The following is a 25,434-nucleotide window of genomic DNA, read 5'->3' as shown; positions in this document are numbered from 1 at the left end:
TCACCGACTAGGAGAGGAGGGTGGGCACATCATTTTCAAAAAGACGGTTCATGTATTTCTCACCTCCTTAATTAGTAGGGGGTAGCCACTTGGCTAGCAGCAGCACCGGTTGTGTCAGACGACCGACTGGTGCCTCCACCTGACGGTACTGCTCATAGCCAAGCCGCCCCCAGAAAAGAAGAGCGGGTTCATTATGCGCAATGACACCGTGATGAACATGCTGACTGCCATGTTGGATGCAGTAAGCTTCAATGACTGCCACTGCCTCTCTTCCAAAGCCCTGCTGCTGATAATCGGCATGCAGAAGCAAGAGACTAATCCAGCTTTTTGGATCCTTTTCACTGGAGAGGATGATATGGATGACTCCAATGATCGTACCTTCTCGAGTAATGGCGAACCAATGCCCAAAAGGAATTCCGATGGTGGCGTCATATTCGGCTTCCAGTTCAGTAAGACTTACTGTGCTCGTGCCGTTGCGAAGCTGATTGTACTCTGGATTACTGTTGTAGGTGGCGAGTAAGTCGGGCAAGTCCTCGCGCAGCAATTCGCGAATAATGAGCCGCTCACCTGTCAGAATGAGACTCATTGAGGTCCTCCGTACTTTCGGATTAGTCCAATCTGCCCGCCGTGGTAGCCCATATGATAGATCAGTCGACCAAGTGCCTGACGGGGAGTCAGCGTGGCGATCGGTGCTTCACAGGGGATGTCCCACGCGTCTTTAGGCAGGGCAGCCAGAGAATCCAGCAAGTGATGGTAGGCAGCATCTTTGAAGGCAAGCAAGGCAGACAAGTCGGTAAAGTTTCCTTCATCCTTTACAGGCCCAATTGTCGTGAGGGTGATTTCGGACGGTATTGCTCTGCCGAAAAACATCATACAGAATCGATATTCGACTTCCGCGATGTGATGAATCAAAAATCCGATGGAATTGGAGCCCGGAGCCAGCTTCCAGCCAAGCTCGGCTTCTTCCAAATGGACGAGTGCATCCTGATACCGGGAGCGAGCTGTTTGCAAGGTCGGCAATAGTTCTTGTTCGAACATCCAATCTTCCTTTCTGGTGTTTCTTTTTATTATAGGAAAAAGATCAGGAAAGAACAGCATGATCATTCGGAAAATTTTGAATGAATGTTCACTCAGCTGTCTGAATTCGTTATACTGAAGAAAAACAAGGAGTGAGAACGATGGCTCATCGCTATCATCTAACTGTGCGTTCTACTGATATTGACGTAATCGGACATGTGAACAATGCCAAGTATTTAGAGTACATGGAGTGGGCGCGTTTTGAGTGGATATGGGAGCAAGGATTTACGCTGGATGAATTGAGGCGACGGGCCATCATGCCGGTAGTGGTCAATATTAACATTAACTACCGCAAAGAGTTGAAGATGCGTGAAGAGGTAACAGCGATTACTACGGTGGTCAAGGTGGGTGAAAAAAGCTTCGTCATCCGCCAGGAGCTGTACAACACTGCAGATGTATTAGTGGCGGACGCCGATGTGACAATGGTCATGATCGATGCGAACACACGCCAATCTATTTCTTTGCCAGCTGAGTTGAAAGAGGCATTGCTTGTGGAATTGCCTAAAAGCTAAAGGCTTCAGGATGATTTGCGAATGAAGTCGAGGCGGAAATTATTCCATTCAAGAGCACGCAGCGCCAATGTCTCCAAGATACGCTCATGGCGATCTTGACCTTCCTTTAACTCAGCAACATCTTGCTTCAACATGGCGACATCCTGCTTGAGTACGGCAACATCCTGCTTGAGTACGGCAACATCCTGCTTCAGTTCGGCGACATCCTGTTTGAGCACGGCAACATCCTGCTTCAGTTCGGCAACGTCGGCTTTTAACTGGTGAACTTCCATAGTCAAAGCGTCCATCTTGGCATCCAATTCGTCCTGCCGATCCATAAGAGCATGAACAACCAGACGCAACTCATTCACACCTTCTATCAAAATATCCAGTTTTTCGTTAGACATGTTTCCACCTCCTTTTTCCGTTACAATGATCATAACAAAAGACAGAGTCATATGCACAATGAAACAGCAAGAAAAAGGAAGGGGAAGCAACTAAGCCATGTCCAAATTTACCACAATCCTATTTGATCTCGACGACACTCTCTTCGATTTTTCAGCTTGCTGGGAGAAAGGGATGCAGCAGACGATTGCGACCCATGCACTTACAGCAGAACTAGACCAAGAGAAATTCCTTGAGGCTCTGCGGCGCCACGGAGATGATTTGTGGGTCGATGTGATTGCCAAACGCTACGATTTTACGCAATACAGAAGGTTGCGTTTTCAGCGAGCCATGGCTGATTGCAACCGACAGATTGAAGTGGAGCAGGTCGACGATTTTCAACGCGCCTATCAGGCCGCATGTATGGATGCAGTCCAGCCAGATGCCACTGTTCAGTCCACCATTGCGAGATTGGCAGAAGAGCATACACTCGGGATTGTCACCAATGGTCCTGTCGATATGGCTTTTATCAAGCTGGAGCGGTTGGGATTGTCTGCGTATTTTCCGCAGGAGCGAGTGTTTCTCTCCGAAATCATCGGACATCATAAGCCTGATCTGCGCATTTATGAACATGTTCGCGAAAAACTCGGTGTTGATAGCAAGCAGGTGCTGTTCGTTGGAGATACGTGGGAGGCAGATGTAGCAGGGGCGATGGACGCAGGCTTTTCAGCTGTTTGGATCAATCCACGAGGGAAAAAGCCTACTTCCGAGCATCAGCCACTCGCTGTCATTGAACGACTGGATCAGCTTCTCGCAATCTTGTAGAAAAAGCAGCCCATTGCCCCATAGCCGCATACTTGCTGGCTGTTTTCGGTGGCGATCGAGCTGCTTTTTTTCTAGGTGTTTTCTTGCTTCTTTTGTTCCTCGCGTTTTGCGTACTGCTTTCTCATGAAAAGGATGAGCGTAACGATAATCAACCCAATTAAAATTCCGACAGCTCCCGGTGTAAGATCTCCCCAAAAGATTTTATACAGCAAAATCCCTGTCAGGATAACGGCAAACTCCAGATACCTACTAGCCATGCGAATCTTCCCCCATTTACATGAGCCTGATTATCGTTGGTATCTACTAACCTGATCTTTCATTTTTTCATGCTGACTCTTCCTGTATTTTGTGATGAAAAAGATGAGATTGAGGACAATCAGGCCAATTGTGATCGACATACTTCCGTTGGTCACACTTTTACCTATAGCGATGTTGAAAAGCAGCATCCCGGATAGAAGCACGGCAAAAACGAGATTAAGCATCATGAGACTCTTCCCCCATAAAAATTCGTTCAAGCGAAGGTACTTCAACGTTCACGCCATAAATATCCACACGTGCCTGAACAAGAGCACGAACGAGGGTTGCCACTTTTTGATCGTCATCGACCTGAATCGAGAGACGCCCGTCTTCCCAAATCGTATTGCGCCCGAGGGACTCAATAAAGGTGCGTAGGTTTCCAGAATCCTCCGCAGCAAAAGCCGAGTGACGCACATGCACAGATCGCCATGCCAGATGGGCAGCTTGCAGCTCATTGAGAGTGCCGAGTGAACTGATTTTCCCGCTTTTCATGATGGCGATGCGGGTACAGATTTTCTCGACTTCATTCAAATTGTGCGAGGTCATGAAGATCGTTTTTCCTTGTTGATGGAGCTTGCGCAGTAAATTTTGAATATGCAAGGCTGATTCGACGTCCACGCCAGAAGTAGGCTCATCGAGGAAGATGAGCTCTGGGTCTCCGACTAATGCTTGGGCAATGCCCAGCTTCTTTTTCATCCCGAAGGAAAAGGTTTTGGCTTTGCGGGATGCATGCTCCTCGAGCTCAACGGCTGTCAGGATACGCATGCATTCTTCTTTTGTTAGTGTGACGCCTTTTACCCGAGCGAAATAGTGCAGATGCTCCGCAGGAGACAAATGGTCGTAGAAGGTGGAGTAATCCGGCAGTACGCCAATTCGCTTTTTCCATCCTTCCTTATTGGCATCCTCCCCAAACATGCGAATGGTGCCCGCTGTCGGAATCAGAATGCCTGTGAGCATATTGATAAAGGTCGATTTTCCTGCGCCGTTTCGACCGAGGAATCCGAAAATCTCCCCGCTGTGCACAGTAAGACTGACGTCATTCACGACCGTGCGATTGCCAAAGCGCTTGTTCAACTGTATGGTCTCGATCATTGCCATTAACAATCCCTCCGTCGGAATAAGTACATAGAAGCGATCAGGAATGCTGCAGCATAGAGCCAAATGAAGCCGGTCCAGACGCCGCTTTTTTCCATAAATGAAAAGGGTGTCAAATATTTAATCCATGGTGCTGCCGGGTGGCTGGAGAAGGTGCTCCACAGTCCAAGACCTGGCATGATCAGTGCGATCACAATTCCCAAAAACATCGTGTAGCTGGGGCGAGGTATGACGAGCGAGAGCAGCAGTGCCAGCGAGATGCAATAGATAAGCAGCGATACGCAGAGGTAAAAGGTCTTGGCGTCAAACGTTTGTACGGTGGCGAAAACTACGCCAAACGTAATAATCATGCAGGTTAGCCAGAAGAACGCGACTCCGAGAAATTTCCCCAAAATGATCCGATTGCGTGAAGTTCGGGTGACGAGAAAGCGAATCGTCCTGCCCGCTAGCTCACGATTTATGACATCATGAGACAGGCTGAATACAAACAAGGGCCCGAACAGCATGATGAGTGCAAAGATACCAAGCGCATGTCCCTGCGCCAGCTCCTTTTGCGGGAGAAAGCTTGCTGCCTGATTGACGAGGTCAGAAACCAAATACGAGATGCCGACGATAAAGGCAACGGTAATTAACGATTTGATACTTTTAAACAACCGAAAAAATTCGTGTTGGCAAATAGCCCACATAGGTGAATCCGCTCCTTTCTCCTTCATCATAAAGGCCAGACCTTTCCCCTACTAAAACACTACCTTACCATTTCCTTATCTTTTTTATCGGCGTCGTTTCTCATGGTAGAATGAATGACAGCAAGGGAGGGAACGGACATGGAGAAAGAAGCAAGAATCTTGCTGGTAGATGATGAAGAAGCGATTTTGCAGATGCTCCAAACAGTGCTGAAAAAGGAAGGCTTTGTCCAGATCGATACATGTACGACAGCAGCAGAGGCGATTCGTCTCGTGGAGGAGAAGACATACGACTTGTTGATTCTGGATGTCATGCTGCCTGATAAAAATGGATTTGAGCTGTGCGGAGCAGTACGCCAGCGAACGAAGGCACCGATCTTTTTTCTGACAGCAAAGGGCACGGATTTTGATAAATTAAGCGGATTTGCTTATGGAGCGGATGATTACATTACGAAGCCGTTTCATCCACTAGAGGTCGTTGCCAGGATGAAGGCTCATCTGCGCAGAACCTTGGGGGGATCTGCTCCAGCCCAGGAAGAAAAGCGCTTTGATTTTGGACGTTTTCAAGTAAATGTGGAGGCAGCCGAGCTGTTCGTGAATGGAGAGCGAGTGGACTGCCCGGCGCAAGTATTTTCATTGCTCGTGTTTTTCTGCCAGAATCGGAACCGGGTATTTACGAAAGAACAAATTTACGATCACGTATGGAAAGACGAGTACGGGATGTTTGATGAAAATACAGTCATGGTGCACATTCACAAGCTGCGTCAGCGCATAGAAGAAAATCCGGGACAGCCAAAGCTCCTGGTCACGGTGAGAGGGCTGGGCTACAAGCTGGTTAGTCCGGCAAGACAGTCATGAATTTGCGGAACAAGCTGATCTTTCAATATGTCCGGCAACTGTTCGGGTTTCTCCTCGTCTTGCTGCTATTTCTGATTATCGCGATGCTGGGGTTAGGCTGGCGCATAATGAACGAGCAGTTGTCCACCGATTTGTCCAGGCTGGAAGCGTCTGATTTGACATTGAAGGTGGATTACGAGGGGGAGCGCATTCACGTCGATCCGGAAATCGAGAAGAGCGTGGCGAGACATCAAGGCTGGTTGCAGATTATCGACAAGCACGGAAAAATCCTGTACAACTATCGGACACCTGCTGACGTTCCCAGTCAATTTGGGCCAGGAGAGTGGATTAGTTATGTAGAAGATCGTGATGCTTCTCCCTATCACATCACGCACTGGGTTATAAATCAATTTGACGAAAACATGATCATCCTCTATGGAACACCGGCTCCAGAAAAAGAGATGATGCAGCGCCTGATCGCAGCAAAAACGGGAACGAGCAAGGAGACATGGGACGAGTTGAACAAAAGCTTTTCCCAAGAAGAGGCATGGTACGTGGTATACGATCGTACGGGGAAGCTCATCCTTCAATGGAATCGCCCGAACGCTTCTGCCCAGTTAGACATGACGGAAGCTCTTCAGAACGGCGAGACAGCAAAAAATGTTCCTGTCCGCACCACGAGCCGATATGACACGAAGAGTGACATGACGTACATAGTGGGCACTCCGAATCCAACCTATCAGTCTGGTGTCCAAGAAACGTCTGAGGATGCCTTGGTCAAGGAAACGTTCCTTCACATTGGTATTCTTTTGATCCTGGCTGTTCTATTCGCAGGCAGCAGGTATGCGTGGCGGGTAGGCAAGCCGCTCTTGCACATGGTGAATTGGCTGGAAAGACTGGCCCAAGGCCGCTATGAAGAGCCCATCGGGAAAAAAGGGAAACCAATCGGAAGGAATTGGCGAGGGAAAGAAAAGAAGTCATTTCGTGTGTTCAAGGATGTGTTTGACGCGCTCCGGCATTTGAGTGAAACTTTGCGTTCCAATGAAAAGCTTCAGCAAGAGATCGAGCAGACGCGAGAGGAATGGATTACCGGGCTCTCCCATGATCTCAAGACACCGCTGAGCTCGATTTACGGTTATGCTACCTTTTTGGAGTCCGAACAGTATGAGTGGGACAGAAAAGAAGTCAGCGAATTTGGGAAAACGATACGGGAAAAGTCAGACTACATGAACGGGCTGATTGAGGATTTGAATTTGACCTATCGACTCAAGAACCAAGCTTTGCCGATGGTCAAACAACCTGTCGCGATCGTAGAAACCATACGCAGGATTGTGGTGGATATGGTGAACGATCCGAGCTCGTCTTTGCATGACATCGAATTTTCGGCGAATGTCCAATCGATAACGGCCGAGGTTGATCCAATCTGGTTTCGCCGCATCATCGTCAACATTTTGACAAACGCGATCAAATATACCCCGGCAGGTACACATGTGCTCGTAGAGGTACAGTCGATTGCAGCCGATCAGTTTGTGGTCAAAATTGCGGACAATGGTCCGGGCATGGATGAGACGACACTGGCCAATCTGTTCGAAAGATACTACCGAGGTGGGCATACAGGAGAGAATACCAGTGGAACGGGACTGGGCATGGCGATAGCCAAGCAGCTCGTCTTGGCTCACGGGGGTGAGATTACGGTGGACAGCAAGCTGGGTAGCGGAACTGTTGTCGTGATGACCTTTCCTGCGGTTACCAGCTAGTTGGTTTCCTAATAAAAGCCAAGGGATTCGCGCTGTCCCTTGGCTTTTTTCTGCTATGGTCTCGACATGAACGTTTGTATGACTTTGCCATCCTCTTGACGCTCTTGATAGTGATTGGCTGTGTAGTCGCGGATGCTGGCACGCCAAAAGCCGATGGCAGGAACGTTGTTTTCCAATTGAAAGACTTCCCAGGCACCCGGGAACATTTTGAAGATTTGATGGGAGACCGCTTTTCCGATCCCCAGTCGACGGTGGCGCTTCATGATAAAAAATTCAGCAATGGAGTGAAGTGTTGGAAAATCTGAATCAGTGCCTGTGAGCATGCGGACGAGGACAAACCCGGCCAGCTTACCATTTACCTTGATGAAAAAGGGATGGCGTTCTGGCTCGATCCAATACTTGTCAAAGTAGTCATAGCCAAACAAGCCGTCATCATCTACTTCGAAAGGCTCAAACTCAGTGAAGTCGTACGTATACAGCTCCAACAGTTGCTTGAGAGCGTGTTTCTGTTCAAAAGGAACCCGTTCTATCGAGAATGCTTGATTCACTGAGAAAACCTCCTTTTTCCATGAGAGATACGAGTATCGTACTCTATTTTTTAGGTTGTGGAAACCTATGGTAGACACTTCTTTACAGAAGCTCACACAATCGTCCATTTCGCCCGAGACGGTTGACTAAACGGATGTATATTGATCGCTATTTAAAGTATGGTGAGGCTGCGATACCTGAAGACAATGGAGTGATGATAAAATTATTGAAGCGTCTAAAATTGCGTATACTCAATTAATAAATAGGGGGGAAAGGATGGACTGCATCCTGTGAGCGTTTTTGGAGAAGAGATTAAGATATTTATGAAGAATGGAAACTTGGATTCGGCATATCGTTTACACCAATATAAGCTCTCAGATTTTTTGATTAGGAGGAGTTCGTATATTTACAATTAACTTTAAATTATTTGATAATTTTGATGAATTGAAGGTAATTACAGCTAACGATTTTGATAGAGAGTATAGAGATATTGAGGGCATAATTGAGTTGGATTTCCACGGGCATAAGTATGGTTACTATTTTGAAGACCATCCTTTTGGTGAAGAGCGTTTAGTAAGATGGTTTACTGATTTATTAACTATTGCCCTCAAGCTTCAGAAAAAGGATTACTTGGCATATAAAATTCCTGAAAGTTCATGTGATTGGCTTGAGTTTAAGGCAACTAATGACGAGCTCAGAGTAAGCTTAGTAGAGAGTTTTGAAGGTGGTAGTATTCTCGAACTGTTTATTGCTGAACCAAGTAAAGAATTTAATAATTCTGCTTGGAGTGAAGTGCTAGTATCAAAACAACAGGTGATTCATGAAGTTTTGAGTAAGGCTAGAAAGTTGAAGTGCTTTATTGAAGTCTTAAATCCTCAAATATTAAATAGTAAAACCATTAAAGAACTAACTAGTTTGATTGATAAACTTTCTTCTCATGTAACTTAATCTAGAACCGCAAAGCCCCAAACCAGTTAATCAACAACTCGTCTGGGGTTTCTTTTTTTGCTTGAATTGTTATTCTTATCTCAATAACAGCCTCGAGAATGTAAAAACTGCGAGATGAACGACTAATCACTCAACAAAAATGTCACAGAATAGGATGGCGATGTAAAGTGAAGCTACTTGATCATTTCTTTTCTAAAGATGACCTGGAGGAAATATCCGTATTAAAAGAACTATGTAAAGGGATTAGTGTAAATGGTAGTCCATTTATATGTTTTGAGGTATTAGAAGATATCTTTCAGGAACGATATAAGCTTAGTCAACTATCAAGAGAAAGATTATTAAGAATTGCAGAGCAGTTACAGGGATATAATGATTTCTGGAAGGATGTTGAATGGTACAATAATCAGAAAATGCACGAGTTATTACCTAAGTTTAAAAAAATAATCATGCAAGAAATAGCTAGTAGATATGAACGGAATTGTTTAGAAGGAAATGATCCCAACGAGCCTAATTAGTGAGTAGAGGGGAATGCCCAATGCAATGGTGGCTTAATATAACTTGGATCATTACTGTATTCGTTAACCTATCAGGTCTTATCTGGTTTGTACTCGGTTCGACTGCAAGCTTTCAACGTGATCTAGACCTGATATCAACAGTACTACTTGTATATCTAGGTATACCAACCATAATTTTAGGTGGCTTGTCTTTTTATCTACTGTATAAAAAGTGGAGCCCAACAAAATGGTGGGAAGCCATTGGTGTCTCACTTTTAATGATCGCAATGCTTTTCATGACACCTCAGTTTTATAAAAATGTAGATACGAGTGGGTGGTTAACAGATAAGGTACAGACTGATTCGATACAGCAAACATCAGATCATCGATTTGAATACTGTATTGAACTTATTAATTTGTTTCAGAAAAATAGTACAGCTCGTTTATATTTAAAAAATATCAATACCCTCGAGGAAGTAAGAATTCCGTTAGAGCTACCTACAAAAGAAGTGGTAGGAATTACTTGGAGTAGTGTAAATTACTTTATTAAGCTAGAACCAACTGCTGATTCAAACATATACCTCCTAACCACAACTGAGGGCCTTCCTTTGGCAACTGAGAAATATGAAATTAATGTACAAGAGGGAACGGCGGTAAGAATAAAGTAAAAATGCGTCTACACAAAAATACCCTATAGAAAGACTTTTTCAAAGTCCACTCTACAGGGTACACTTTTTCCCTTTTAATGAATCGCTTTCTTCTTAAACTGCCCGCCGCGCACATCGTGAATATTGCCGACGGCCAAGAAGGCATTCTCGTCAACTTCTTCCACGATCAGCTTCAGCTTGGCTTCTTCCAATCGAGTAATGATGCAGAAAATCACTTTCTTGTCGTCTCCAGTATAGCCGCCTTCCCCATTCAAATAGGTAACGCCACGGCCCAGACGAGCAACAATCGCATCTCCCAAATCCTTGTGATTGTCGCTAATGATCCATACCGCTTTAGACTCCTGGAAGCCTTCGATGGTCAGATCGATCATTTTGAAGGCAATGTAGTAGGCGATCAGCGAGTACATCGCGCGATCCCAACCGAATACAAATCCGGCACTGCTCAAAATGAATAAGTTCATGAACATTACGATCTCACCAACGGAGAACGGGGATTTCTTGTTAAGCAGTACAGCAACGATCTCTGTACCGTCCAGAGAGCCTCCATAGCGAAGAACAAGTCCAACGCCAATCCCGAGCAGGATACCCCCAAATACAGCTGCAAGCAGGGGATCATCCGTTAGCCCTGGGACAGGGTGAAGGAGTGTCGTTCCAATTGACATGATCGTAACCCCAAAGAGGGTCGAGAGTGCAAACGTTTTTCCGATTTGCTTGTACCCTATGATCAAGAAGGGCAAGTTAAGCACAAACAGGAAAACGCCAAGAGGGATTCCAGACAGATGCGAGGTAATAATCGAGATACCTACGATTCCACCGTCGATAATATTGTTCGGTACGAGAAAAATCTCGAGTGCTACCGAGAACAGGGAAGCACCAATCAGGATACCGAAGACCCTCTTGAGCAATTTTCCAATGGGTAATTTCTGATGAGTCGATTTTGCAAGTGGTTGTTCCATCGTTCCTCTCCCCATTGTGAAATTTTTTACTTACTTAGTTATTATAGCATTCATTCTTATGTGATTACTGCACAATTACACTTTTTAGCAAAAAATATTCCATTCAGACTTGTTCAGACTCATTAATACTCTTGAAATCTCGTTCGGGCGTGAATGTTGAGGACAGCGAGTGTTCTGTATTGACTGGTTATACAGAAATTGCTATTTTCAAACTGTTAGGAAAATAGTTGGGGGGGAAGTTTCATGGGTTTCTTGAAAGCGGAGATAGAAGTATCATCATCTATAGAGCTGGTTTGGTGGGCATGGACACGAAAGGAACGGCTTGTTCAGTGGTTTGCGCCTGATGCAACGATTGAGCCGTTTTTGGGCGGAGCGTATGAATTGTACTTCAATCCAGCCAATCGCGACCAGATGGGGACGAAAGGGTGCATCATTACCCATTTTGAACCGAAGGAGCGCCTGGGCTTTACATGGAAGGGACCGGACGAATTCGCAGATACCATGAATCACGAGGATGCCTTGACTTACGTGCTTGTTACCTTGTCAGAAGCAGAGGGGAAAACGCAAGTATTGGTCGAGCATTTCGGTTGGAAAGAGGGAGAGGAGTGGGAAAAGGCTCGGGGCTGGCACGAAATGGCTTGGTCTCATGTATTGGGGAGCCTGAAATCTTCACTTGAATCCGGCAAAGGAGATTTGTGCTGCTCTCCACAAGCTGCTCATCAAGGGTAGATTTTGGGGATTTGTCCATCATGGCGAGCCAATGTGATGATTACATATACAGACTATGAGAGACAATCAGATAATAGACGTGATCTTTGCACTTACTCGTTTTGATCGGAAAAGAGGAACCATGGATGACAGCATCGATACTATTGTTTATTTTGGCGGGATTGGCGGAAATCGGCGGGGGATATTTGGTATGGCTTTGGCTAAAGGAGTCCAAGCCATACTGGTACGGTATCGTCGGGGCGCTGATCCTGGTGTTGTACGGAATCATTCCTACGCTTCAAAGCTTCCCTTCCTTCGGGCGGGTATATGCCGCCTATGGAGGGGTTTTTATCGTTCTTGCTGTTTTTTGGGGATGGCTGGTGGATAAAAAGACACCCGATTTGTATGACTGGGCAGGTGCTATCATCTGCCTGATCGGAGTGAGCGTCATCTTATGGGCGCCGCGCCAATAACTTTGGAGTGGAGGCTGAAATGAAAAGCTTCGAGGAATTGTACTGCGAAAAGGATTCAGCGATCGAAGAAATAAAAAAATGGAAATTTGGGAGATGAGCTAGAAGGTTGTGTAAAGGAAAAAAGAGCGGCCCACGAAGGACCGCTCTTTTGCTTTTAGTGTTTTGTTGCTGCAGCTTCAGCTTGCGCGCTGTGATGATCCAAGTACTCATCTGGACCGATAATTCCCGCAGCACGATCTTGTTTTTCCAGTTCAAGTGCTTTCGGAACGGAGAGCCAGTAAGCAAAAGCAATCCCGATAATACCTGCACCCAATTTACCGATCATGACCGGCAAGATAATGTTTGGTTGGAAGTTAGCCGAGAAGGACAAGTGGTCACCCAGCAAGAAAGCTGCACAAACCCCGAAGGAAATGTTGATAACCTTGTCTTTTGGCGGCATGGAACGAATAAGACGGAACATAGCCAGGATGTTCGCGCTAGTTGCGAGCAAACCTGCACTACCAGAAGGGCTCATGCCCAGTTTATTACCCAATACTTCGAGTGGCTTCGCTGCATATTTACGCAGCATGTATACCATTGGGAACGCACCTGCGAGCATGATACCGATGTAACCAGCGGTCTCCAACGCACGGTATTGGTCGGTTGGATCGGCGATGATCGGATCGAAGCCCCAAGCTCCGAAAATCTTTGTAAAGATGCCAGTAAAGTGTTGAACGATCGAGAATACGAGTACGAGCTTGATACCAGCGTCCATCGTTTTTCCGAAGATCATAAAGGCACGAATCATCAGGTCTGGCAGGAAGCGCAGACCAGCAGCAATTGCTAATACAAAGAACAAAATCGGTGAGAGGTTGAGAAGTACCTGTCCGAAGCCAATGGCAAAAGCATAAGTCGATTCAGCGTTTGTCGAGATTTCATTGCGAACCTCTGCATTTGTCAAAACAAGAATGGCGCTGGAGATAAAAGCACCAATCGGAACTGTCAAAATACCGGACATTACGCCAAGCGCCATGTATTTATGGTCGCGCTTGTCCAACATAGCAAGTCCCATTGGGATGGAGAACACGATCGTAGCACCGGCCATCAGACCGACGATCATGGCCATAACCCATCCTTCCGTGGTGGTTTTCAGGAGGTTTGCCAACTGATAGCCACCCATGTCAGATGCGAGAATCGCAGTTGCCGCAATCGCAGGATCTGCTCCAATTTTATTGAAGATGGGTGATACCGCTTTTTCTACGAACCAAGAGATGTACGGGAGGGACGCCATAATACCGGCAGCAGGAACGAAGATGTAACCTGTTGAGTGAATCCCTTCCATGAACTCCTTACCGAGGCCCTCATCGCTGTTGCGAATCGCGGCAATGGCACCAATCACTGCACATAACATGATGATGTAAATAATGACGCTTCCAATGTGCTCCATGGATATCCCACCTTTTTGCGGATGTAAACAATAAAAGCACTTAGGATCTCATGAATAAATGAGATATACCCTAAGCGCCTTTGCTTACTTTGTATAAACTTGTTTACAGGTAATGGTAATAACAGCCAACTGGAACCGCTTTCATAGCTCGCTAAAAATAAACGGAAAATACATGTCGCGTTTATTCCTTTGTGTACATTCTGAATATTTTATGCTAGAAAGCGCCGTTGCTTTACTCTGCATTATAAAGTGATTATATGGGGAGGCATGGCTAATGTCAACTGCTCTTTAGGAACAAAGAACGAATTTTGTGAGGAAAAAGGGCTGGAAAAAAAGCCGCCCTTGTTATTCGCAAGGGCAGCTTTATGTGTAATTTACAGTTTTACTACGTTCTCAGCTTGTGGTCCACGGTTGCCTTCAACCACGTTGAATTCAACGCGTTGGCCTTCTTCGAGGGTTTTGAAACCTTCGCCTTGGATTGCGCTGAAGTGAACGAATACATCGTTTCCGCCTTCAACTGCGATGAAGCCATAACCTTTTTCTGCGTTGAACCATTTAACTGTACCTGTTTGCATGGGTGTTACCTCCAACAAAATAAAATGAATATGTAACTTTTATTTATGAAAAAATAAAATTCACACATTGTAAAAGGTTCAAACATAAATGTAAACCCTTTACAATATGTGAACGCTTTAAATAAGAATCTTTTGTTTAATGTAATACTATCACAGACGGAAGAGGAAAGCAATCGCTCAATATACGAAAGGACGGCCTGAATGCGAAATCTCTGGCCGTCCATTTTATAAAAATTAGGTAAAGAACTTCACTCTCTCATCTAACGGTTGGAATTGTTTTTCACCTGGTTGAGCGGTTGGTTTGCCAAAAGGCATTTGTGCTCTCAGCTTCCATTCGCTAGGGAGCTTCCATGTTTGTTGGACTTCTTCATCAATAAGTGGATTGTAATGCTGCAAGGAAGCACCGAAGCCCTCGGTTTCCAACGCAGTCCACACAACATACTGAAGCATTCCGGAAGATTGCTCGGACCAAATCGGGAAATTATCTTTGTACGCTTCGAATTGCTGCATGAGATTCTCGACGACGCTCTGGTCTTCAAAGAAAAGAACAGTGCCGTAGCCGCTACCGAAGGCGTTCATTTTTTCTTCCGTGGCCCCGAAATTTTCAGCGGGAACGATTTTACGCAGCGTTTCTTTGGTCATGTTCCACAGCTTATCGTGCTCCGCCCCCAAGAGGACAACAACGCGAGCGCTTTGGGAGTTGAATGCGGATGGCGTGTACTTTACTGCTTCCTGTACGATTTCTTTAATGCGCTCATCAGATGCAACATTTTCCTTGCTGATCCCATAGTACGTTCTTCTGTCTTTTACGGCTGCAATAAAATCCTTACCCACTCTGCATTCCTCCTGCAACTTGTTTTTACACTAACATGATGCATTGAAACGGAGAAGCTTATTCAATGTTTTGTTTCTTACATTTCGTAATTAAATATAAATTTTCGCATAACCATTGTCAACATTTGGGTTTGCTGATAGCGATAAGTAAACTTTTTTTCGGTTACAATGGGATGATAAGGTTCGAGTTAGTAAGGAGGATATTATGATTACCAAAATGGCAACGGTAGCTGTTTACGTAGAAGATCAACAACGTGCAAAAGTGTTCTGGACAGAGAAGGTTGGATTTGAAGTCAAGCAAGAGCACCCGATGGGACCAAACAGCAGTTGGCTGGAGGTAGGACCAGCGGGTGCCCAGACTGCTTTGGTACTCTATCCGAAAAGCATGATGAGCAACTGGCAGGAACAAAAAGCCTCGATTGTTTTTGAATGTACAGAAATTGAAAAGACGTACGAAACGATGCGCGCGAACGGTGTTGTTTTTCAAGGAGAACTGAACAAGATGCAGTGGGGGACCTATGCGACTTTTCAGGATGAAGACGGTAACAGCTATTTGCTAAAAGGATAAGTGTAAGGACGACCTCTGGCCAAATACGGCTGGAGGTTTTTTTACATGGCGAATCAAACAATCGCGCGAACGAGGTAATACATATGCGTAGTTGGCAGACCGTCAGAAGTGGCATAGTGGTCGAAAATCGGCATCACACTCTCCATGTGTTGTTCGATGGCGGACGTGAGAATAGAGGGACTTTGCCCGAAGCAACGCATGCGAATGACATCGAGTGGAGTCTGAAAATACTCGGTAGCGATCACCGTCTGAATATCGACTCGCTGGAAAGCAGCTTGTCTGAGTCTCTCCTGCAAATATTTCAGGATCGGAGTGTCAGCTGGACGTGGACCAAATAAATGAGGAAACCATTCGAATAATTCGGCGGACAACTGATCGCCCGGATGTAATCCGATGAAGGAGCCTCCTCTTTTGACGACGCGTGTTATATCTGGATAGGCGGAGGTAGGTCCCTTGCGATTGTAGGCGCAATCGAACGTATCGTCATGGAAGGGGAGGGTATATTTCGTATTGCTGACAACGAAGGAGACGTTTTCGGGTATTTGTGCACGGACCTTTTGCACAAAGTTTTCTGTCACATCCAAGCCAACGATTTCTTTGGCAGAACGGCTCCAGTGCATTGTGAATGCGCCGTGCCCGCAGCCGATGTCGAGAACAGATTGATTCGGAACCATACGACCAATTTCTTCCATAAAGAGTGACTCGCCATTCGGTTCGGTAATGGTAGAGCGCCACGGGTATACGTATTCACCAGTCATTTGGCCCAGCTGTGTGTACCAGGCTAAAGAGTGGGGGGCGATCCATTCGGGATGGGTGTTCGGATTCGGTGGATGAAGCATGATCGGTCACCTCTTATCTAACGAAAATGCACAACAGGTTCCATTGTAATAATTTCCCTGTCTTTTGACAAACTCTTTAAACGGCTTTACACGAACGAAAAGTAGCGATAACGTTGAGGGTGGAAAGCGGTTGAAAGGAGCCAGGGCAAATGATTTTGTCACAACAATATAGAAGCATTCTGGTCGTGACCTCCGTTGATGCAGAACGGGAGGCAGTGATGCGCGGCATTCAAGGGGATGAGCGATTCACAGTCATCGCTGGGGGAGTGGGGCCGGCAGCGGCCGCAGCGAGCACAGCCAGAGCGCTTGCTTGCGCGGACTACGATCTGGTCATTTGTGCAGGAATATGCGGCGGATTCGTGGGACAAGCAGAGATTGGGTCGCTGGTTGTCGCGACAGAGATTATTTGTGCGGATTTGGGGGCAGAAACGCCTGAGGGCTTTTGCAGTGTGGACGAGCTGGGATTTGGATCAGCTCGGGTAAGTGTCGATCAGGCGTTGGTCGAACAGCTGACAAATGCGATGAAAGAGGCAGGCTTGGCCGCCAAAAAAGGCATTGTACTTACACTATCAACCGTGACGGGAACAGCGGAAACAGCCGCGGCTTTGGTACAGCGGATGCCAGACGCGCTAGCTGAAGCGATGGAGGGGTATGGCGTTGCGACTGCTGCCCAGGCTGCTGGACGACCTGTTCTGGAAATTCGCACGGTATCGAATGCAATTGGGCCGCGGGATAAATCCGCTTGGCGGATAAAAGATGCGTTGGAATCTCTGGAAAAGGGAAGCTCTGTACTACGGGAGGTACTATCATGAAAATTGCGTTTTCACCATGTCCGAATGACACTTTTGTTTTTCATGCCTGGGCACATGATTTGATTCCGGGAGCGCCAAAGCTCGATATTATGTACGCAGATATCGATATTACGAATACGCTTGCTGCACAGGGGGAAGGCCCAGAAGTAATGAAAATCTCCTATGCGGCATTGCCATGGGTGATGGACAACTACTCGTTGCTCCCTTGCGGCGGTGCACTGGGCAGAGGATGCGGGCCACTTGTTTTGACCCAAGGAAATTCTGGCGAGAGTGCGAACGATCCAGCACGCCTGTCCAACAAACGTGTAGCCGTTCCGAGTGAGCGCTCCACAGCTTATTTACTGTTCCGGCTCTGGGCTGCACAAAATGTCCCAGGTGGTGTAGGGGAGATCGTCGTCATGCCGTTTCATGAGATTATGCCTGCTGTACGTGACGGCAAGATCGATGCAGGACTCGTGATCCACGAAGCGCGTTTCACGTACCAAAACTACGGGCTGTCTCTCATGACTGACTTGGGCAACTGGTGGGAGTCTGATACCCATTTGCCGATTCCGTTGGGTGCCATCATCGCGAAAAAATCAATGGACATCGAGGCTCTGACCAATTGGACGCGCTCCTCTGTGGAATATGCATGGGCGAATCCGACCGCGTCACAAGAATATGTCATGTCTCATGCCCAAGAGCTGTCCCTGGAGGTAGCGCAAGCGCATATTAATTTGTACGTGAATGAGTTTACGAGAAATTTGGGTAATGATGGTTATGCAGCTGTCGAGGCGTTGCTCGGTCGTGCAGCCGAGGAAGGGCTTGTACCAGCATTTGATTTGTCGACATTACGGCGCTAGATAATTCAATAACAAAAGGGGGCAGCTTACATGGTTGCCCCCTTTCCTATTGGAAAAAGCCCTATCCAGCGTAGATCACTCCACATGCCAGTCGTTTTCCGCTATTTCCTGCCGGCTGCGAATGGAAGTCATCGGGACTTTGATGGATGATCAGGGTTCTGCCGACCACATCTGCTGCACTGATTTTGTTTGTGAAAAAAGTCATTCGCGCATACCCATCATTGGAAAACAGCACGGGGAAATCGCCTACGTGGTTGCCATGCGGTTGTTGGGTAGGGTTCCAGTGACTGCCTGCTGCGGTAAAGGGATCTTCCGAATTTCCTACCGTGCAGACGCCATGCTCATGCAAATGAAAACCAAATGGCCCGATTTGCGGCTGATTGCCAGCGGCTGGCTGGAAAGCGGGGAGGCCGCTGACTTCCACGAACACTTCGGTACCGTAGGGGACATCGGTAAAAACAACGTAGCCGTGCAGGTTCGGTGCCAGTGGACCACCCTGGATTTCGGCAAAAGATTGTCCTGTTCTTCGTCCATGTTGTGAGGACACGGCTCGTAAGTCATATTCGTATGGGTATTCATATGGCTGATCCGTACACGTGAAACACCACCTTACTTCATGAACCAGTTTGACATATCTTATGTAAGTGGTGGGCGCATGGTTACTGGGCGGCGTAGGAGAACCAGGAGACTTCATAACGATGAGATAGATGCAGTCCAGCCTTTTCAGCCGTTTTTTGCGAAGCGATATTTGAATCCATACAGTCCCACCACACAGTTACTGCTTCCTGATGAAGCCTATTTTGCAATTGATAAGCCAGTGTACTGGACAAGCCTTTTTGACGATAGGGTTCTAGTGTTTCAACGCCGATAGCATGAGTCGACTGATAGACCGCTGTGGACATACAAATGCTCGCCACTTCATGATCAGTCGTAAGGGCAGCATATCCGTAGCCATTTTCCAAAAAGTCATCGATGGAGTACCAATACTCATGGAGGTAGTCGGTCACAAAATCGAGGTTGGAAGGAATGACGGTATCATGCCCTCGTAAAAAGCTTTCCCCCAGTTCAATTGAATAGTAGGGGGCAGGAATAATAAAAGATGGTTCCTCTCCCTGATCACAAGAAGACCGATAGACAAATTGAGTACTCGTCTCCCAGCCGCTGCTCTTCATAATAGGTGTGAGAAGTGAATCCCACTCTTTTGATTCCCGCGAGAATTCAAAATAACTAAGGTCCTTTTGCTTCAAAATAGGGCCAATTTGTGTTTGAAAAAAAGCAGAGAAAGTAGCGGGGTGAATGCTTTTGCTCGGCTCTCCAAGGAAAGCGAAGCTGCTTAAACCTGTTGACCATACGAGTGCACAGGAAGGCTTGTCGGGATTATCTACCCAAATGAGCCCGGGATGATTGCCTGCGACCACACCCGCAAACATCACGTCACTTTTATCATGGAGAAGCTGACCAGCCAACTGTTGGTTTCCTTTTACGTGATACACGTACATCCACTTCCTTTAAAAAAGTTCTACAATAAGCATAAGTAAGTATTTTCCAAATGACAAGAAAGTTCCTTTTCCCACGCGAACATTGACGATGATAATTATTTTCATCTACAATCAGGTGGAATTCCCCGGCATGGGCAAAAGGGTGGGCAAAACGTGAAAAGAGTGCTGCTGATAGAAGATGAGATCAATATGGCCCGATTTATTGAACTGGAGCTGCGCTACGAATCGTTTGCGATTACAGTCGCGCATGATGGACATAAAGGACTCGAGCTTGCTTTAAAGGAAGAATGGGATGTCATATTATTGGACGTCATGCTTCCGGCGCTTGATGGCATTACGGTTTGTCAAAAAATACGCAGCGTGAAAAAAACGCCGATCATTATGCTGACAGCCAGAGACAGTATTACGGACCGCGTCTCAGGCTTGGACAGTGGCGCCGATGATTACATTCCGAAGCCATTTGCGATCGAGGAGCTGTTGGCACGCATACGTGTTGTGTTTCGCCGACAGGAAGAACAGGAGAATGTCCCCCAAACCTTGCTCGCGCACCGAGAGCTGGTGGTTCAAATGGAGGGACGTGTCGTCACCAAAAATAACCAACCTGTTGAATTGACCAAAAGAGAGTATGATTTGCTCGTGACGTTCATGAAAAACATCAATCGAGTCCTGCCTCGCGAGGTGCTGCTCGATACCGTGTGGGGATTCGAGGCTGCTGTCGAGACCAATGTTGTCGATGTGTACGTCCGGTATTTGCGCAATAAAATCGATTCTCCCAATGAGGACAGCTATATCTCGACTGTACGAGGGATTGGCTATGTGATGCGAAAATGAGAGGACCATCGAGATTCTTAAAGCTCCCGATCAAATGGAAGTTGACAGTCTGGTCGTCACTTCTGCTTTTTCTCGTATTCATTGGCTATAATAGCTTCCAATATTTTTTTGTAGAGAAGTGGATGTTTAATCAGGAACAGCAGGTTGTGCAACAGACCATGCGAGAGTTCCTCAACTACGCGCTGGAAAAAGAGCAATCTTTTGAAGAGGATGACCTCGCAGAGCTGCGCAGCTTTTTGGAGAAAATCAATCAACGAAACCAGATGATTCGCATTCTGGACGGAGAGGGTAATCCGATTGTCGTTGTCTCGGAAAACTTTCAAGATATCACACTGCCACCGCTCCCGCCTGTTCAGTCGATTCGCACCCAGACCCAAGAAGTACGTGGTGACCTGTTGATCATGAGTAGCCCCCTTACGATCTTTCAATTTAACGGGACAGTCATGATTCTGAAGAATATGAAAGAGTTTGAGCAGTTGAGTGGTGCTCTCTTTCAGGTCATGGCCATTGGGTGCTTGACCGCTGTGATCATAAGCGGTCTGGGTGGCAGATTGCTCGCGCGGCAGTTGCTAAAGCCATTGCAATCGATGAATGAAACGATGAGCAACGTCCGGCAAAAAGGATTCCATGAACGTGTGCAGTTTCACGATAATCAGGATGAGATTGCGACTTTGATGAAAATGTTCAATAAAATGATGGATCAGGTGGAGCGTTCCTTTTTGCAGCAGAGACAATTCGTCGAAGATGCTTCACATGAGCTGCGGACGCCGATTGCGATTATGGAAGGGCATCTGGGAATGCTACGGCGCTGGGGCAAAAATGATCCAGCTGTTTTGGAGGAATCCTTGCAGACATCGATTCAAGAGCTCGCCAGACTAAAGGGACTGGTGCAGGAGCTGCTCGCTTTGACGAGAGCGGAGCATGTGGAAATAGAAGAGAATGTAGCGCTCCATGATCCGGATCGGGCTGTCTGTCACATGATCAAGAAATTCGCCATGATTCAGCCGACATTTACGATCGAGCAGGAACTTGCGCCTTTGGCTGGAGAAATCCTGGCTATATCGGAAGAACACCTGGAGCAAGTGCTACTGATCCTTTTGGATAATGCGGTCAAGTATTCCGGGGAGAGCAGGAGAATCTACGTGAGGGCCAAGGTGCAAGAAAATGTAGCCTGTATGGAAATCATAGATGAAGGAATCGGCATACCCGAGCAGGATTTGCCGTATGTCTTGGACCGATTGTATCGGGTAGACAAAGCAAGAAACAGCGGGGAGAGCGGGTATGGACTCGGGCTTGCCATCGCCAAACGATTGCTTATGCGTTACAACGGCAGCATAACGATTCAGAGTGTGGAGCAGAACGGGACGACTGTAACTGTTTTTGTGCCGCTTCGTCAGTGAATTTCAACCGATCCACATCTCGCTAAAAATAATTGGAGATGTTTTTTTATTTTCACAGCATTTTCTCATTTTTGTTCGTTACAATAAGCCTTGTCAATTGGCAATGATATTCATTATCAATAATCACTGCGATAGAGAGGGAGAATCAAAATGAGAAAAAAATCGATGCTGGCGGTCATGCTGAGTACCATGCTGACGCTGCCAATACTTGCTGCATGCGGAAACGGCGCGAATACTGCCCAGCCGCAAACAGAAGCACCAAAGGCACAGGAGCCGGCTGCCACAGAGCAAGCCGTGAACGTATTTACTGCGCGCCACTACGATATTGATAGCAAGCTGTTTGCTGAATTTACCAAGCAAACAGGCATCAAGGTAAACGAAGTGAAGGGCACCGCAGAAGAGCTGGTTGAGCGCTTGAAGCGTGAAGGAGAGAGCTCCGAAGCTGATTTGTTCATCACGGTTGACGGTGGTGTTCTGAACTACGCGAAGCAAAATGGCGTTCTGCAACCGATTCAATCTGCTGAAGTAGAGAAAAACGTACCGAAAGAATTGCGTGATCCTGACAACCAATGGATCGGTATGGCTACCCGTGCGCGTGTAATCGTGTATGCGAAGGATCGTGTGAAGCCAGAGCAGCTGTCTACGTATGAAGATTTGGCTACAGATAAATGGAAAGGCAAAGTATTGGTACGCTCTTCTTCCAACTTGTACAACCAGTCACTCGTTGCTTCCTTTATTGAGCTGAATGGCGAGCAGGCTGCATTGGATTGGGCAAAGGGTCTGGTGAACAATTTCGCGCGCAAGCCTGAAGGTGGAGACCGTGACCAGGCAAAAGCTGTTGTTGCCAAAGTCGGTGACGTTGCGATCATGAACACGTACTATGTTGGACAGATGCTGAACTCTAAAGATGCAGAGGAAGTAAAAGTCGCGCAAAACATCGGCGTTTTCTTCCCGAACCAAGAGACAACAGGCACACACTTGAACATCAGCGGTATTGGTTTGACCAAGCATGCGAAAAACAAGGACAATGCCGTGAAATTGATTGAGTTCGTCACAGGGAAAGAGGCTCAAACGATGCTGACAAACGGAAGCTACGAGTTCCCTGTCAATGCAGAGGCAGACAAGCCTGCTCTTTTGAAAGAGTGGGGAGAATTCAAAACGCAAAAGCTCGACTTTGCTAAGCTCGGCGAGTATAACAAAAAAGCGGTAGAACTGCTGAATCAAGCAGGTTGGAAATAAGCATGACGGGAGCACTTTTGCGTAGAAGCCTGAGACGAAAACTGAACGGGTGGGTAACGCTGAGCGTGATAGGGGCCTTTTTGGCCCTTCTCCCGTCTCTTTATATTTTTTTCGGACTCTTTCAAAAACAGAATGAAAACTGGCAGCATATCCAAGAGTACATGCTGCTGGATTACGCGCTGCAATCGTTATGGCTCGTGCTCGGTACCGGAGCCTGTACGATCATCGTAGGTGTGACCTTGGCCTGGCTGGTCGCTGCCTACGATTTTCCATTGCGTCGCTTTTTTTCATTTGCTTTCGTGCTGCCGTTGGCAATTCCTCCGTATATCGCAGCATACACGTACGGCTCCATGCTCAGCTACACGGGAAGCATTCAAACAATTTTGCGTGATGCATTCGGGATGACGCTCGATCAACGCTACTTTGACATTATGTCGATGAAGGGCGCTATTTTTATTTTTACTCTGTGTTTATTCCCCTACGTCTATTTGATTACGAAAACCTTTCTTGAAAAACAGAGTGCTGTGTTCATTGAAAATGCCAGATTGCTTGGAAAAAACCAAACGCATATCTTTTTTCGTATCGTTCTGCCTATGTCGCAGGCAGCCATCGTCGGTGGCGCTAGTCTTGTGGCATTTGAAGTGCTCAATGATTTTGGGGTGACGAAGCATTTTGGAATTCAGTCTTTTACAGCGGCGATTTTCAAGACGTGGTTTGGGATGTACGACGTAGAATCGGCGATCCGTTTGTCTGCCTGGCTCATGACGTTGATTATCGGAATCTTTATCATCGAACGTCTCGTTCGTAAACGGAAAAAATATAGCTCGCCTACGAACAGGAGCACTCCGCTCACACCTAGGAATTTGCGCGGAATCCCGAGGTATACTGCCGTAATCTTCGGATTGGTTATGGTTTCGTTTTCGTTTGTGATTCCTGTTGTACAGTTGATTGTCTGGGCGACGTGGACGTATGGGGAAGTGTTGAACGAGACCTTCTGGAAGCTCTTGAGCAATACGTTGTTTATCTCCTGTATCTCGATCACCATCTTGATGCTGCTCGCCGTAACTGTAGCGAATGTCATCCGATTCTCCCGAGGTTCGATATTCGCTGTGGCACTGACGCGCTTGATTTCCATGGGCTATTCCATTCCGGGCGCAGTCTTGTCCATCGGTGTGATGGCGGTGGTGATGTCCGTCGATAAAGAACTGAGTTCCTTCTATAGCTGGCTGGGCTTAGGCGCCAACAAGCTGGTACTCAGCATGTCCTTGTTCATGCTGACGTTTGCCTACATCATCCGCTTTCTTGCAGTCGGATTCAATGCAGTCGAAGCGGGGTTTGAGAAGACGGGAAACCGCTATTCAGAAGCAGCACGTATGCTCGGGATGAGCATGACACGAACCTTTTTCAAAGTGGATTTGCCATTAATCAAAGGGGCTGTGCTCACTGGTTTTATCTTGGTGTTCATGGAAATCGTGAAGGAATTGCCGCTTACCTTGCTTCTTCGTCCCTATAACTTCGAGACGCTGGCAACAAAGGCGTATCAATATGCGAGCGATGAACAGATTCATCAGGCCGCGATTCCTTCGCTTTGTATCATTGCAGTGGGGATCGTCTCCGTTATTTTCTATCACTGGTTAGGAGAGAGGCAGGCAAAATGACTTTTTTTGAAGTGAAAAACCTGACGTTTGGTTATACAAGCGGGAATAGCAGCGTTATCCGGGATTTTTGTTTGCAGATGGAGCAAGGGGAAGTTGTCGGGCTGCTCGGGAATAGCGGTTGTGGAAAAAGTACATTGCTTCGCTTGATAGCCGGACTGGAGTCCCCGAAGAGCGGCCGCATCCATATCGATGGAAAAGTGTTGGTCGATCAGGGGCAGTTTGTGGAGCCTGAGCAGCGTGGGATCGGCATGATTTTTCAGGATTATACACTGTTTCCGCATTTGACTGTCGAGCAAAACATCTTGTTTGGTCTGCATCGATTGTCCAAAGCAGAGCGTCTGGTTCGTGTGAAGGAGATGTTGACGCTGGTACAGCTCGAAGGCTACGGCAAGCGATATCCGCATGAGCTGAGCGGGGGACAGCAGCAGCGTGTCGCATTTGCGCGTGCACTGGCGCCTAGACCGGCTATCTTGCTGATGGATGAGCCGTTCAGTAATCTGGATGCCGAGCTGAAAACGAAAATACGAGATGACTTGAAGCGAATGCTGCGAGCTGCCAAGATGACTTCGATCCTGGTCACGCATGACAAAGCAGATGCGGAAACGATTTGCGATCGCATCATTCGCATGACTCGCTAAGGGCAAAGTGCAGCTTTCAGCCTCCAAAGTGCATAGTCGTAGCTTACGTTGT

At 46.8% G+C, this 25,434-nt stretch carries 32 protein-coding genes; 17 read left to right on the top strand and 15 right to left on the bottom strand.

The features are described from left to right. Positions 1-67 precede the first annotated feature (67 nt). Positions 68-586 (bottom strand): GNAT family N-acetyltransferase, encoded by a 519-nt coding sequence (locus tag EL268_RS25405; RefSeq protein ID WP_106654185.1) that lies wholly within the window; start codon positions 584-586, stop codon positions 68-70. Continuing rightward, positions 583-1,038 carry a DinB family protein gene (locus tag EL268_RS25400; RefSeq protein WP_106654186.1) on the bottom strand — a complete coding sequence of 152 codons (456 nt, stop codon included), beginning with the start codon at positions 1,036-1,038 and terminating at the stop codon, positions 583-585. The genes EL268_RS25405 and EL268_RS25400 overlap by 4 nt, the downstream gene beginning before the upstream one ends. A gap of 140 nt (positions 1,039-1,178) precedes the next feature. Between EL268_RS25400 and EL268_RS25395 the strand changes: the two genes are divergently transcribed. After that, entirely contained in the window at positions 1,179-1,589 is a 411-nt protein-coding gene (locus EL268_RS25395; protein ID WP_106654187.1) for an acyl-CoA thioesterase, read from the top strand. Positions 1,590-1,594: 5 nt separating this feature from the next. On the opposite strand, the gene EL268_RS25390 is transcribed toward EL268_RS25395, so the two are convergent. Next, the gene (locus EL268_RS25390) at positions 1,595-1,975 is read right to left on the bottom strand and encodes a hypothetical protein (RefSeq protein ID WP_106654188.1); all 381 of its coding nucleotides are present in this window, start codon (positions 1,973-1,975) and stop codon (positions 1,595-1,597) included. Positions 1,976-2,072: 97 nt separating this feature from the next. Here EL268_RS25390 and EL268_RS25385 point away from each other — a divergent pair, with 97 nt between their 5' ends. Next, on the top strand, positions 2,073-2,777 hold the full coding sequence (locus EL268_RS25385) for an HAD family hydrolase (protein ID WP_106654189.1): 705 nt from the start codon (positions 2,073-2,075) through the stop codon (positions 2,775-2,777). A 71-nt stretch (positions 2,778-2,848) separates the two neighbouring features. Here the strand turns inward: EL268_RS25385 and EL268_RS25380 are convergent, their stop codons facing one another. Genes EL268_RS25380 through EL268_RS25365 form a run of 4 tightly spaced genes read right to left on the bottom strand, consistent with a single transcriptional unit; the run spans position 2,849 to position 4,885 of the window. After that, positions 2,849-3,034, bottom strand: a complete 186-nt coding sequence (locus tag EL268_RS25380) for a hypothetical protein (protein WP_106654190.1) — start codon at positions 3,032-3,034, stop codon at positions 2,849-2,851. Positions 3,035-3,064: 30 nt separating this feature from the next. Further along, on the bottom strand, positions 3,065-3,262 hold the full coding sequence (locus tag EL268_RS25375; RefSeq protein WP_106654191.1) for a hypothetical protein: 198 nt from the start codon (positions 3,260-3,262) through the stop codon (positions 3,065-3,067). After that, positions 3,252-4,172: an ABC transporter ATP-binding protein gene (locus EL268_RS25370; protein ID WP_106654192.1), complete on the bottom strand. Its 921-nt coding sequence runs from the start codon at positions 4,170-4,172 to the stop codon at positions 3,252-3,254. Before EL268_RS25370 ends, EL268_RS25375 begins: the two co-directional genes overlap by 11 nt. Further along, a complete protein-coding gene (locus EL268_RS25365; protein WP_106654193.1) occupies positions 4,172-4,885 on the bottom strand; it encodes an ABC transporter permease in 714 nt (237 codons plus the stop codon). Before EL268_RS25365 ends, EL268_RS25370 begins: the two co-directional genes overlap by 1 nt. A 108-nt stretch (positions 4,886-4,993) precedes the next feature. Between EL268_RS25365 and EL268_RS25360 the strand changes: the two genes are divergently transcribed. Both EL268_RS25360 and EL268_RS25355 read left to right on the top strand, forming a co-directional pair. Beyond that, a complete protein-coding gene (locus EL268_RS25360; RefSeq protein ID WP_106654194.1) occupies positions 4,994-5,710 on the top strand; it encodes a response regulator transcription factor in 717 nt (238 codons plus the stop codon). Beyond that, positions 5,707-7,446 carry a sensor histidine kinase gene (locus EL268_RS25355; protein WP_106654195.1) on the top strand — a complete coding sequence of 580 codons (1,740 nt, stop codon included), beginning with the start codon at positions 5,707-5,709 and terminating at the stop codon, positions 7,444-7,446. The genes EL268_RS25360 and EL268_RS25355 overlap by 4 nt, the downstream gene beginning before the upstream one ends. Positions 7,447-7,499: 53 nt before the next feature. On the opposite strand, the gene EL268_RS25350 is transcribed toward EL268_RS25355, so the two are convergent. Further along, positions 7,500-7,994, bottom strand: a complete 495-nt coding sequence (locus tag EL268_RS25350) for a GNAT family N-acetyltransferase (RefSeq protein ID WP_106654196.1) — start codon at positions 7,992-7,994, stop codon at positions 7,500-7,502. 424 nt (positions 7,995-8,418) lie between these two features. Between EL268_RS25350 and EL268_RS25345 the strand changes: the two genes are divergently transcribed. From EL268_RS25345 to EL268_RS25335, 3 genes are all read left to right on the top strand, one after another. Next, positions 8,419-8,922: a hypothetical protein gene (locus EL268_RS25345; protein WP_106654197.1), complete on the top strand. Its 504-nt coding sequence runs from the start codon at positions 8,419-8,421 to the stop codon at positions 8,920-8,922. A gap of 167 nt (positions 8,923-9,089) precedes the next feature. Then, entirely contained in the window at positions 9,090-9,437 is a 348-nt protein-coding gene (locus EL268_RS25340; RefSeq protein ID WP_106654198.1) for a hypothetical protein, read from the top strand. Between the two features lie 20 nt (positions 9,438-9,457). Then, positions 9,458-10,084: a hypothetical protein gene (locus tag EL268_RS25335; RefSeq protein WP_106654199.1), complete on the top strand. Its 627-nt coding sequence runs from the start codon at positions 9,458-9,460 to the stop codon at positions 10,082-10,084. Between the two features lie 74 nt (positions 10,085-10,158). On the opposite strand, the gene EL268_RS25330 is transcribed toward EL268_RS25335, so the two are convergent. Then, on the bottom strand, positions 10,159-11,040 hold the full coding sequence (locus tag EL268_RS25330) for a YitT family protein (protein WP_106654200.1): 882 nt from the start codon (positions 11,038-11,040) through the stop codon (positions 10,159-10,161). 243 nt (positions 11,041-11,283) lie between these two features. Here EL268_RS25330 and EL268_RS25325 point away from each other — a divergent pair, with 243 nt between their 5' ends. Beyond that, positions 11,284-11,769, top strand: a complete 486-nt coding sequence (locus EL268_RS25325; RefSeq protein ID WP_106654201.1) for an SRPBCC family protein — start codon at positions 11,284-11,286, stop codon at positions 11,767-11,769. Between the two features lie 125 nt (positions 11,770-11,894). Further along, on the top strand, positions 11,895-12,221 hold the full coding sequence (locus EL268_RS25320) for a YnfA family protein (RefSeq protein WP_106654202.1): 327 nt from the start codon (positions 11,895-11,897) through the stop codon (positions 12,219-12,221). Between the two features lie 154 nt (positions 12,222-12,375). On the opposite strand, the gene eutH is transcribed toward EL268_RS25320, so the two are convergent. The 3 genes from eutH to EL268_RS25300 all read right to left on the bottom strand — a co-directional run bounded on the left by eutH (position 12,376) and on the right by EL268_RS25300 (position 15,056). Further along, positions 12,376-13,647 (bottom strand): ethanolamine utilization protein EutH, encoded by a 1,272-nt coding sequence (gene eutH, locus EL268_RS25310; protein ID WP_106654203.1) that lies wholly within the window; start codon positions 13,645-13,647, stop codon positions 12,376-12,378. Positions 13,648-14,021: 374 nt separating this feature from the next. Then, the gene (locus tag EL268_RS25305) at positions 14,022-14,222 is read right to left on the bottom strand and encodes a cold-shock protein (RefSeq protein WP_047073600.1); all 201 of its coding nucleotides are present in this window, start codon (positions 14,220-14,222) and stop codon (positions 14,022-14,024) included. Positions 14,223-14,456: 234 nt separating this feature from the next. Continuing rightward, positions 14,457-15,056, bottom strand: coding sequence for a nitroreductase family protein (locus tag EL268_RS25300; protein WP_106654204.1), 600 nt, complete (start codon positions 15,054-15,056; stop codon positions 14,457-14,459). Between the two features lie 205 nt (positions 15,057-15,261). On the opposite strand from EL268_RS25300, the gene EL268_RS25295 reads away from it, so the two are divergent. Then, positions 15,262-15,624, top strand: coding sequence for a VOC family protein (locus EL268_RS25295; RefSeq protein ID WP_088910840.1), 363 nt, complete (start codon positions 15,262-15,264; stop codon positions 15,622-15,624). A 53-nt stretch (positions 15,625-15,677) separates the two neighbouring features. Here EL268_RS25295 and EL268_RS25290 read toward each other — a convergent pair whose 3' ends face one another. Continuing rightward, a complete protein-coding gene (locus EL268_RS25290; RefSeq protein ID WP_106654205.1) occupies positions 15,678-16,463 on the bottom strand; it encodes a class I SAM-dependent methyltransferase in 786 nt (261 codons plus the stop codon). A 149-nt stretch (positions 16,464-16,612) separates the two neighbouring features. Here EL268_RS25290 and EL268_RS25285 point away from each other — a divergent pair, with 149 nt between their 5' ends. After that, the gene (locus EL268_RS25285; protein ID WP_106654206.1) at positions 16,613-17,275 is read left to right on the top strand and encodes a futalosine hydrolase; all 663 of its coding nucleotides are present in this window, start codon (positions 16,613-16,615) and stop codon (positions 17,273-17,275) included. Then, the gene (locus EL268_RS25280; RefSeq protein ID WP_106654207.1) at positions 17,272-18,117 is read left to right on the top strand and encodes a 1,4-dihydroxy-6-naphtoate synthase; all 846 of its coding nucleotides are present in this window, start codon (positions 17,272-17,274) and stop codon (positions 18,115-18,117) included. Before EL268_RS25285 ends, EL268_RS25280 begins: the two co-directional genes overlap by 4 nt. A gap of 61 nt (positions 18,118-18,178) precedes the next feature. Here EL268_RS25280 and EL268_RS25275 read toward each other — a convergent pair whose 3' ends face one another. Then, on the bottom strand, positions 18,179-18,664 hold the full coding sequence (locus EL268_RS25275; RefSeq protein WP_232030061.1) for a superoxide dismutase family protein: 486 nt from the start codon (positions 18,662-18,664) through the stop codon (positions 18,179-18,181). A gap of 112 nt (positions 18,665-18,776) precedes the next feature. Next, positions 18,777-19,610 (bottom strand): GNAT family N-acetyltransferase, encoded by an 834-nt coding sequence (locus EL268_RS25270; protein ID WP_164724521.1) that lies wholly within the window; start codon positions 19,608-19,610, stop codon positions 18,777-18,779. A gap of 159 nt (positions 19,611-19,769) precedes the next feature. Here EL268_RS25270 and EL268_RS25265 point away from each other — a divergent pair, with 159 nt between their 5' ends. From EL268_RS25265 to EL268_RS25245, 5 genes are all read left to right on the top strand, one after another. Further along, positions 19,770-20,447 carry a response regulator transcription factor gene (locus EL268_RS25265; protein ID WP_106654209.1) on the top strand — a complete coding sequence of 226 codons (678 nt, stop codon included), beginning with the start codon at positions 19,770-19,772 and terminating at the stop codon, positions 20,445-20,447. Next, positions 20,444-21,847, top strand: a complete 1,404-nt coding sequence (locus tag EL268_RS25260) for a sensor histidine kinase (protein ID WP_106654210.1) — start codon at positions 20,444-20,446, stop codon at positions 21,845-21,847. The genes EL268_RS25265 and EL268_RS25260 overlap by 4 nt, the downstream gene beginning before the upstream one ends. Positions 21,848-21,997: 150 nt before the next feature. After that, positions 21,998-23,086 (top strand): Fe(3+) ABC transporter substrate-binding protein, encoded by a 1,089-nt coding sequence (locus EL268_RS25255; protein ID WP_106654211.1) that lies wholly within the window; start codon positions 21,998-22,000, stop codon positions 23,084-23,086. A gap of 2 nt (positions 23,087-23,088) precedes the next feature. After that, complete coding sequence (locus tag EL268_RS25250) at positions 23,089-24,744, top strand: ABC transporter permease (RefSeq protein ID WP_164724520.1); 1,656 nt, start codon at positions 23,089-23,091, stop codon at positions 24,742-24,744. Then, on the top strand, positions 24,741-25,382 hold the full coding sequence (locus tag EL268_RS25245) for an ABC transporter ATP-binding protein (RefSeq protein WP_106654213.1): 642 nt from the start codon (positions 24,741-24,743) through the stop codon (positions 25,380-25,382). The genes EL268_RS25250 and EL268_RS25245 overlap by 4 nt, the downstream gene beginning before the upstream one ends. The last annotated feature ends 52 nt before the right edge of the window (positions 25,383-25,434 follow it).

It is taken from the genome of Brevibacillus brevis (assembly GCF_900637055.1).
Taxonomy (GTDB): Bacteria; Bacillota; Bacilli; order Brevibacillales; family Brevibacillaceae; genus Brevibacillus; species Brevibacillus brevis.
Note: the sequence above shows the minus strand (reverse complement) of the source record. Positions and strands in the feature narration are given on the sequence as shown.

Bases quoted from the DNA above. Each gene is read 5' to 3' on its own strand.
- EL268_RS25355 (WP_106654195.1), top strand. From the start codon at position 5,707: ATGAATTTGCGGAACAAGCTGATCTTTCAATATGTCCGGCAACTGTTC.
- EL268_RS25390 (WP_106654188.1), bottom strand. From the start codon at position 1,975: ATGTCTAACGAAAAACTGGATATTTTGATAGAAGGTGTGAATGAGTTG.
- EL268_RS25245 (WP_106654213.1), top strand. From the start codon at position 24,741: ATGACTTTTTTTGAAGTGAAAAACCTGACGTTTGGTTATACAAGCGGG.
- EL268_RS25330 (WP_106654200.1), bottom strand. From the start codon at position 11,040: ATGGAACAACCACTTGCAAAATCGACTCATCAGAAATTACCCATTGGA.
- EL268_RS25335 (WP_106654199.1), top strand. From the start codon at position 9,458: ATGCAATGGTGGCTTAATATAACTTGGATCATTACTGTATTCGTTAAC.
- EL268_RS25360 (WP_106654194.1), top strand. From the start codon at position 4,994: ATGGAGAAAGAAGCAAGAATCTTGCTGGTAGATGATGAAGAAGCGATT.
- EL268_RS25290 (WP_106654205.1), bottom strand. From the start codon at position 16,463: ATGCTTCATCCACCGAATCCGAACACCCATCCCGAATGGATCGCCCCC.
- EL268_RS25375 (WP_106654191.1), bottom strand. From the start codon at position 3,262: ATGATGCTTAATCTCGTTTTTGCCGTGCTTCTATCCGGGATGCTGCTT.
- EL268_RS25395 (WP_106654187.1), top strand. From the start codon at position 1,179: ATGGCTCATCGCTATCATCTAACTGTGCGTTCTACTGATATTGACGTA.
- EL268_RS25305 (WP_047073600.1), bottom strand. From the start codon at position 14,222: ATGCAAACAGGTACAGTTAAATGGTTCAACGCAGAAAAAGGTTATGGC.
- EL268_RS25250 (WP_164724520.1), top strand. From the start codon at position 23,089: ATGACGGGAGCACTTTTGCGTAGAAGCCTGAGACGAAAACTGAACGGG.
- EL268_RS25405 (WP_106654185.1), bottom strand. From the start codon at position 586: ATGAGTCTCATTCTGACAGGTGAGCGGCTCATTATTCGCGAATTGCTG.
- EL268_RS25285 (WP_106654206.1), top strand. From the start codon at position 16,613: ATGATTTTGTCACAACAATATAGAAGCATTCTGGTCGTGACCTCCGTT.
- EL268_RS25255 (WP_106654211.1), top strand. From the start codon at position 21,998: ATGAGAAAAAAATCGATGCTGGCGGTCATGCTGAGTACCATGCTGACG.
- EL268_RS25260 (WP_106654210.1), top strand. From the start codon at position 20,444: ATGAGAGGACCATCGAGATTCTTAAAGCTCCCGATCAAATGGAAGTTG.
- EL268_RS25295 (WP_088910840.1), top strand. From the start codon at position 15,262: ATGATTACCAAAATGGCAACGGTAGCTGTTTACGTAGAAGATCAACAA.
- EL268_RS25280 (WP_106654207.1), top strand. From the start codon at position 17,272: ATGAAAATTGCGTTTTCACCATGTCCGAATGACACTTTTGTTTTTCAT.
- EL268_RS25365 (WP_106654193.1), bottom strand. From the start codon at position 4,885: ATGATGAAGGAGAAAGGAGCGGATTCACCTATGTGGGCTATTTGCCAA.
- EL268_RS25400 (WP_106654186.1), bottom strand. From the start codon at position 1,038: ATGTTCGAACAAGAACTATTGCCGACCTTGCAAACAGCTCGCTCCCGG.
- EL268_RS25385 (WP_106654189.1), top strand. From the start codon at position 2,073: ATGTCCAAATTTACCACAATCCTATTTGATCTCGACGACACTCTCTTC.
- EL268_RS25380 (WP_106654190.1), bottom strand. From the start codon at position 3,034: ATGGCTAGTAGGTATCTGGAGTTTGCCGTTATCCTGACAGGGATTTTG.
- EL268_RS25320 (WP_106654202.1), top strand. From the start codon at position 11,895: ATGACAGCATCGATACTATTGTTTATTTTGGCGGGATTGGCGGAAATC.
- EL268_RS25370 (WP_106654192.1), bottom strand. From the start codon at position 4,172: ATGGCAATGATCGAGACCATACAGTTGAACAAGCGCTTTGGCAATCGC.
- eutH (WP_106654203.1), bottom strand. From the start codon at position 13,647: ATGGAGCACATTGGAAGCGTCATTATTTACATCATCATGTTATGTGCA.
- EL268_RS25325 (WP_106654201.1), top strand. From the start codon at position 11,284: ATGGGTTTCTTGAAAGCGGAGATAGAAGTATCATCATCTATAGAGCTG.